This window comes from Kocuria atrinae C3-8, from assembly GCF_000286355.1.
Lineage (GTDB): Bacteria > Actinomycetota > Actinomycetes > Actinomycetales > Micrococcaceae > Kocuria > Kocuria atrinae_A.
In genome coordinates this window covers 1-6374 of sequence record NZ_AJXN01000187.1, presented here as the reverse complement: position 1 = coordinate 6374, position 6374 = coordinate 1, and the positions used below count along the sequence as shown (strand labels likewise).

Sequence of the window (6374 nt, the reverse complement as noted above, 5' to 3'; positions counted from 1 at the left end):
GGCCGCCGGGCAGCTCGCGCAGGGTGCTGACGTCCAGGTCGCCGAAGACCGTCATGGCCACCGTGCGCGGGATGGGGGTCGCGGTCATGACCAGGGTGTGCGGTGTATGCCCGGCCTTATCGCGCAGGGCATCGCGCTGTTCCACGCCAAAACGGTGCTGTTCGTCCACGACCGCCAGGCCGAGATCGGCGAACTGGACCTTCTCCTGGATGAGCGCGTGGGTGCCCACCACAATGCCCGCCGCGCCGCTCGCGATGTCCAACAACGCGGCGCGTTTGGCCGCGGTGGGCAGCGAACCGGTCAGCAACACGACCTTGGTGCCGTCCGGATCACCGTCCAGCTGATCGGGGCGGGCGAGGGGTCCGAGCGAGGCCACGATCTTGTCGTAGTGCTGTTGGGCGAGCACTTCGGTGGGAGCCAGCATGGCCGCTTGGCCACCGGTGTCCACGATTTGCAGCATTGCGCGCAGGCCACCACGGTCTTACCGGAGCCCACGTCGCCCTGGAGCAGCCGGTTCATGGGGGCGGTGCCTGCCAGCTCGGACTGGATCTGCTCGCCCACCGATCGCTGGCCGTCCGTCAGGGTGAACGGCAGGGCGGCGTCGTAGCGGGACAGCAGACCGTCCGCGCGGGCGGGGCGCTCCTCGACGGGTTGGGACGCATGGTCATAACGACGCCGCGCGAGTTCCGTTTGCAGCACAAAGGCCTCTTGGTAGCGGAAACGCTCCTGCGCCTTTTGGAACGCGTCCACGGATTCCGGGCGGTGCAGGTCCCGGTAGGCCTGCGCAAGACCGACCAGTTTCTCGCGCTCCAGAATGTTTTGCGGTATCGGGTCCGTCAGAGAGTCAAGGTCTGCGGTGAGCAGCAGTTGCTGGACGGCGCGCGTGATGCGCGGGGTGGTGAGCTTGCCACTCTCCGGATACACCGGGATCGGATAGACCTCGCCGGACTGGGACGTGAAATCCGTGACGGAGTCCGGGGTGTCCACCACGGCGTAGTCCGCGCCGGTCATGGACAGATTGCCGCGGTAGAGCTCGGGCTTTCCGGTGAACAGGGCGTGCGTCCCTACCGGCAGTTCCTTCTGGGCGGTGTACGCATTGAAAAAGGTGATCTTGAGGCTGGCTCCGGTGCCGTCCGAAACGATCACGTCCGTCAGGCTGCGGCGCGGGTCCCGCTGCATGCGCCGTGTGGAGGATGACTCCACGCGGGCCACGAACGAGGTTCGCTCCCCCGCGACCAGGTCGCTGAGCAATTGCAGGTGGCCGCGGCGGATGTAGCGGCGCGGCGCGTAGTCCAACAACTCGCCCACCGTGGTGACGCCCAGATCCTTCTCGAGCAGCTTGACCGTGCTGGTGGGCGAAGTACCCGGGATGTAACGGGTCAGTGGCTGGTCCAGGAGCCGGCGAATGCCGGGACCAGCTGAGCCGCGGTGGTCACGGAGAAACCTGGGGCTCGCCGGAAGCTTGAGACTCGTCAGAACCGAGTGACGTCACGCTCACGTTGACCGCCTGGCCGCGGCGCGCATGAGTTCCAGTGCTTCCTCGGGGTCCTCCACGTGCACGTGCACGCGCCACGTGTACCCGTTGTCTGTCTCGTTCACGGCGCTGACCAGCACGCTGTCTCCGGCGCTGTCCAGTTCGTGGCGCAGTTCGGCGGCGTCCAGGGCGGAGAGTTCCACGGTGCACATGACCTCGAAGCCCACTGAGGCGTGGTTCTCGCTGTGCCCGGAATGCTCGGAGTAGTCGCGGATGATGTCCGGGACCGGATTGTGTCGGGTCAGGTCGCCGGTCAGAGCCGACCTGAGCTCGACCAGAACGATCAACATGCCGAGCGCACCCGAATCCACGGTGCCGCGCTCGTGTAGGACCGGGAGCTGGTCCACGGTGTCGATCACGGCGTGGCTGCCGCGAGCGATGACCAGGTCCATCCAGTCGGAGAGTTGTTGGTTGGAGCCGTCCTGGGAATTTTCCGGAAGGGACACTTTGCTCACGGCTTCGAGCACGGAAATCAACGTGCCCTCCACAGGATCGGTGAGCGCAGACCAGCAGCGCACCTGAGCGGCGGAGAACGCGTCTCGCAGTTCGCCCGCGGTCACGCGTGTGGAACCCTCGAGCGACGTTCCCATGGCGGTGAGCGTCAGCGCCACGAGCACACCGGAGTTACCACGAGCCTGTTCAAGGGCCGCACGGCCGGCGTGCTGCAGCAGCTCGCCGATGTCATTGCCCTCGATCAGCTGGGCCGCCTCGGTCGCGTAGCCCACCGTGGTACTGAGGTTGACGCCGGTATCGGAATCGGCCACGGGAAAGACATTGAGATCATTGAGTACGTCCGTGTGCTCCACCAGAGCATGGTGCGCGGAGTCCAACCATTCGCGCACGGCCGATACCGTAGAGCCTCCCTTATGGCTCAAAATGATCCCATCCTTCACCCACGTCGTAGCCGAGCCATTCGCCCGGCTCCTGCCCGGCAATGGTGACGGCGGTGTCCCCGACAACCGCCGGTCGGCGGTCTGCGGGCGCACATGAGCCTATCGCACGCATCCCCGGGGGAACCTGGACGCCCGGTGGAACCACCGCGAGCAAGCCGTGATCTTCTCCCCCGGTCAACACCCAGCGCCACGGATCCACACCGGCGGCTTCACCGGCGTTTGCGAGCTCGGCCACGGATTCTTCCAGGGCCACAGGGTCCAGATCGATGACGACGCCGCTCGCTCGCGCCACACGGCCCGCATCACGTAACAGTCCGTCCGAGATGTCGATCATGGCGCTCACGCCGGCGCGGGCAGCTTTCGGCCCAGTAAGAATCGGTGCAAGGGGACGCAACTGTGCGCGCTCGAGTTCTCGTCGATTGTGCTCGGGTACCCGGTCCCAGCCGCTGCCGGGCGGGGCCTCCAGAGCGCTGAGCCCCGCGGCAGCAAGTCCGAGAGCGCCGACGTGCACCAACGTCCCACCGGCACCGGCCCCCGACCGCAGCACTGGGTTTCCATCCTCCATGACGCCCAGCACCGTTGCGGTCACGGACAACTCACGGCCGCGACCCAAATCACCGCCCACCAGGCACAATCGGTGCACCGAGTCTGTCGAACGCTTCTGCCAGCCCGGTGGCGAAATCCTGAACCCACTGCACCGGAGTGTCACCGGGCAGGGTCATCGACACGACCATGGAGGTGGGAACCGCGCCCATCGAGGCGATGTCCGCAAGGTTTTGCGCCGCGCATTTGTGGGCGGTGTCCGCTCCCGTGGTTTCGTAGCCGTTGGGCCAGCGCGTCCGGAAATCTTGATCGACCACTTGGGTGTCCGTGGTGATGACCACCCGCCCCTGTGGAACTGCCACCACAGCGCAGTCGTCCCCCGGGCCCACTTCGACATACGAGGACGCGGTTTTGGACAGCGGCAGGAACGCTGACAGCAGCTCGGATTCGGAGACCTGCTCCACCGTGGTTGCGGGGGTCGGCGTGGGTGAATCGGTCATGGGTTCAGCGTAACGAGCGGCACACCCCGGCACGCAGATGCCACCCCGTCAGCGCGTCTACAGTGGAGGTCATGATGTTTTCCCGCGCGCGCTCCCAGGACGGATCTCACGGACCCCGCTTCTCATCCCGCCGCGCGGCACTGGCAACCATGGCGCTGGGCGGTCTGCTGCTCGCCGGTTGCGGTTCGCCCGTCTCGGTCGACGGCGCACCGCATAATACGGATCCCGCGTGCGCGTCCGCGATGCTGGCCATGCCCGAGACCATGGGCGATCTGGATCAGCGGGCCACCACGAGTCAGGGCACCACGGCCTACGGCGATCCTTCAGGAGTCATCGTGCGCTGTGGTGTGGAACCGCCCGCCCCCACCACCGACCCGTGCACCAACGTCAACGGCGTCGACTGGCTCATTTCCGAGGTCGAGGGTCAGGATAACCAGTGGCGGGCCGTCAGTTACGGTCGCTCCCCCGCCGTGGAGATGCTTTTCGACACCAGCCGTGTCCCCTCATCCACCGCGATCGTGGAAGCCGGAAGTGCCGTGGCACAGATCCCGCAGGAGAGCACGTGCCTGTCCGTCTCCGACACCCTGGACCTGCAGAACACCCCCTGACCCGAAACGGGCCAAGGGGTGTGCGAATCGACGACTAGTTAGCGCAGTCCCACGGGACGTTCGAGCGCGAGGGAAATCAGCTCGTCGATCAGATCCGGGTACTCCAAGCCGGACGCCGCCCACATACGCGGGTACATGGAAATGGGCGTGAAACCGGGCATCGTGTTGATCTCGTTGATGATCACCCGGTGATCGGGAGTCACGAAGAAATCGCAGCGTGACAAACCTTCACCGTCAACGGCGTCGAAAGCCTGAACAGCCTTGTCGCGCAGGGTCTCGATCACGTCATCGGGCAGGTTCGCGGGGCAGGACAGCCGAGCGCCGTCGTCCTCGACGTACTTGGCCTCGAAGTCGTAGAAGTCGTGACCCTGGACCTCGATCTCGCCGGGAAGGGATGCGCGCGGCGCGGCCCATTCATGACCGCCCAGGACGGCACATTCAATTTCGCGCCCTTCGATCCCCGCCTCGATGACGAGCTTGAGGTCGTGCTTGCGCGCGGTCTCGATCGCGCCGTCCAAATCTTCAGCCCGGTCGACCGGTGATCCCGAACGACGACCCCGCGCGAGCGGGCTTGACGAACACCGGGAACCAAGTGCGGCAACGTCCTCTCGCACCTTCTCCGGGTTGTTCAACCAATCGCGATTGTGGACACCGTGTACGGGCCCACCTCCAGGCCGGCCGATTCGAAGGCGACCTTCATGAAGTGCTTGTCCATGCCGATAGCGGACGCGGACACACCGCAGCCCACGTAGCGGAGATCCGCCAGTTCCAACAGTCCCTGCAGGTGCCGTCCTCGCCGAACGGGCCGTGCAGCAAGGGGAACACGGCATCGATGTGACGACCCCGGGTGATCGTGCCGCCCTCGGAATTGAGGTCGTGAACGAGTAGCTCGTTCTCCCCCACCTGCAACGGCAGCGTCACGCGCTGTTCGCCCACGGGCAACGTGGCCATGGGCTGGTTGTCCAGGAGGGCTTCCAGCTCCTCTTGCGAGTACAGGAACCAGGCGCCGTCGGTGGAAATGCCGACGCTCACCACGTCCCAGCGGTCACGGTTGATCGCGTGCAACACCGAACGGGCGGTGATCAAGGACACCGAGTGCTCGGAGGAACGACCCCCGAACACCACGGCGACGCAGGGTTTGGTGGCCGTACCGGCCCCCTCCGCGGTCGCCTGAGTGTTCTCCGCAGTGTTGGTCATGCGCTGTTCCCTTCGGATTTGAGATCGCGGCCGAGCAGCTTGGGTGCCAGCTGATCCACCGGAATGTCGCCGCGCAACACACCCACACAGCCTCCGTGATAGGCATTTCCACGTCGTGTTCTTGGGCCAGAGCCAGCACTGCGGGGGCCGATCGGATGGCCTCCGCGGTCTGGGTCATGGCGTCTTGGACCTGAGCGATAGTCAGCCCCGAACCCAGCAGCTTACCGGCCGTGTGGTTCCTGGACAGCGAGGACGAGCACGTGGCGACCAGGTCCCCCATGCCGGACAGCCCGGAGAGCGTGGTCAGGTCACCACCCAGCGCCAGCGCCAGCCGCGTGGTCTCGGCCAGCCCTCGGGTCATCACCGAGGCCTTGGAGTTGTCGCCGTAGCCGCGTCCGTCACAAATACCGACGCACAGGGCGATCACGTTCTTCACCAGGCCGCCGATCTCCGTGCCGGTGACGTCCGTGTTCGTGTACGGCCGGAAATACGGCGCGGCACAGCAGCGGGCCACCCACGCTGCAGTGGTCAGTTCCGGAGCGGCCACTACGGATGCAGTGGGTTCTTCCCGGGCAATCTCCATGGCCAGGTTCGGCCCGGAGAGCACGCACGATCGACGCACCCAGTCCTCGTGGTCACTTCCGGTGTGCTCGGCCAGGGCCTGGGCGATCACCTCGGTCATGCGCAGCCCGGTTGCCGATTCAAGCCCCTTGGCCAGCGACAGCACCACGGCATCCGCGTCGATGAATTCCGCAACTGTGGCGAGCTGGGCCCGCAGCGACTGCGCGGGGATAGCGGCCACGACCAAGCGCGCCCCACTCAGGTTTCGCGCAGATCGGAACTGAATCGGATGTCAGGCGGCAGGTCGATATCCGGGACATAGCGGTCGTTGTGGCCGGTCGCGCGAATGCGATCCATCGACTCAGGGTTGCGGCCCCATAAGTACACGGTCCGTTCGGCACCGGAGTCGCGAGCGGCGTCGGCGAGGACCTTGGCGAACGTGGTGCCCCACGAGCCCGCGCCAGCACGGCAACCTTGCTGGGCCCGTTGGGTTCGTCGGCCAGGGCCGTCAACGACGACGCGCGGCGGCTTCCGGGGG

8 protein-coding genes and 1 pseudogene are annotated in these 6374 nt (G+C 66.1%); 1 reads left to right on the top strand and 8 read right to left on the bottom strand.

The window, feature by feature from the left end; translation table 11 throughout:
* From YO9_RS19235 to YO9_RS19225, 5 genes are all read right to left on the bottom strand, one after another.
* Positions 1–406 (bottom strand): DEAD/DEAH box helicase (locus tag YO9_RS19235; protein WP_396350783.1); only part of this gene is annotated, 406 nt, incomplete at its 3' end.
* The gene (locus YO9_RS0115545; protein WP_262925726.1) at positions 301–1308 is read right to left on the bottom strand and encodes an ATP-dependent DNA helicase RecG; all 1008 of its coding nucleotides are present in this window, start codon (positions 1306–1308) and stop codon (positions 301–303) included. The genes YO9_RS19235 and YO9_RS0115545, both read right to left, overlap by 106 nt.
* 186 nt (positions 1309–1494) lie before the next feature.
* Positions 1495–2376, bottom strand: a complete 882-nt coding sequence (locus YO9_RS0115540; RefSeq protein WP_016998322.1) for a DAK2 domain-containing protein — start codon at positions 2374–2376, stop codon at positions 1495–1497.
* Between the two features lie 22 nt (positions 2377–2398).
* Positions 2399–3052 (bottom strand): thiamine-phosphate kinase, encoded by a 654-nt coding sequence (locus tag YO9_RS19230; RefSeq protein WP_223286692.1) that lies wholly within the window; start codon positions 3050–3052, stop codon positions 2399–2401.
* The gene (locus YO9_RS19225; protein WP_223286691.1) at positions 3042–3470 is read right to left on the bottom strand and encodes a thiamine-phosphate kinase; all 429 of its coding nucleotides are present in this window, start codon (positions 3468–3470) and stop codon (positions 3042–3044) included. Before YO9_RS19225 ends, YO9_RS19230 begins: the two co-directional genes overlap by 11 nt.
* Positions 3471–3541: 71 nt before the next feature.
* Between YO9_RS19225 and YO9_RS0115530 the strand changes: the two genes are divergently transcribed.
* Positions 3542–4078 (top strand): DUF3515 domain-containing protein, encoded by a 537-nt coding sequence (locus YO9_RS0115530; RefSeq protein ID WP_016998321.1) that lies wholly within the window; start codon positions 3542–3544, stop codon positions 4076–4078.
* A 38-nt stretch (positions 4079–4116) separates the two neighbouring features.
* On the opposite strand, the gene YO9_RS19220 is transcribed toward YO9_RS0115530, so the two are convergent.
* The 3 genes and pseudogenes from YO9_RS19220 to YO9_RS0115520 all read right to left on the bottom strand — a co-directional run.
* On the bottom strand, positions 4117–4710 hold the full coding sequence (locus tag YO9_RS19220) for a D-alanine--D-alanine ligase (protein ID WP_016998320.1): 594 nt from the start codon (positions 4708–4710) through the stop codon (positions 4117–4119).
* A gap of 64 nt (positions 4711–4774) precedes the next feature.
* Positions 4775–5170, bottom strand: coding sequence for a hypothetical protein (locus YO9_RS19215; protein ID WP_016998319.1), 396 nt, complete (start codon positions 5168–5170; stop codon positions 4775–4777).
* 101 nt (positions 5171–5271) lie between these two features.
* Positions 5272–6374: pseudogene (locus tag YO9_RS0115520) on the bottom strand (NAD(P)H-dependent glycerol-3-phosphate dehydrogenase); the annotation flags it as partial.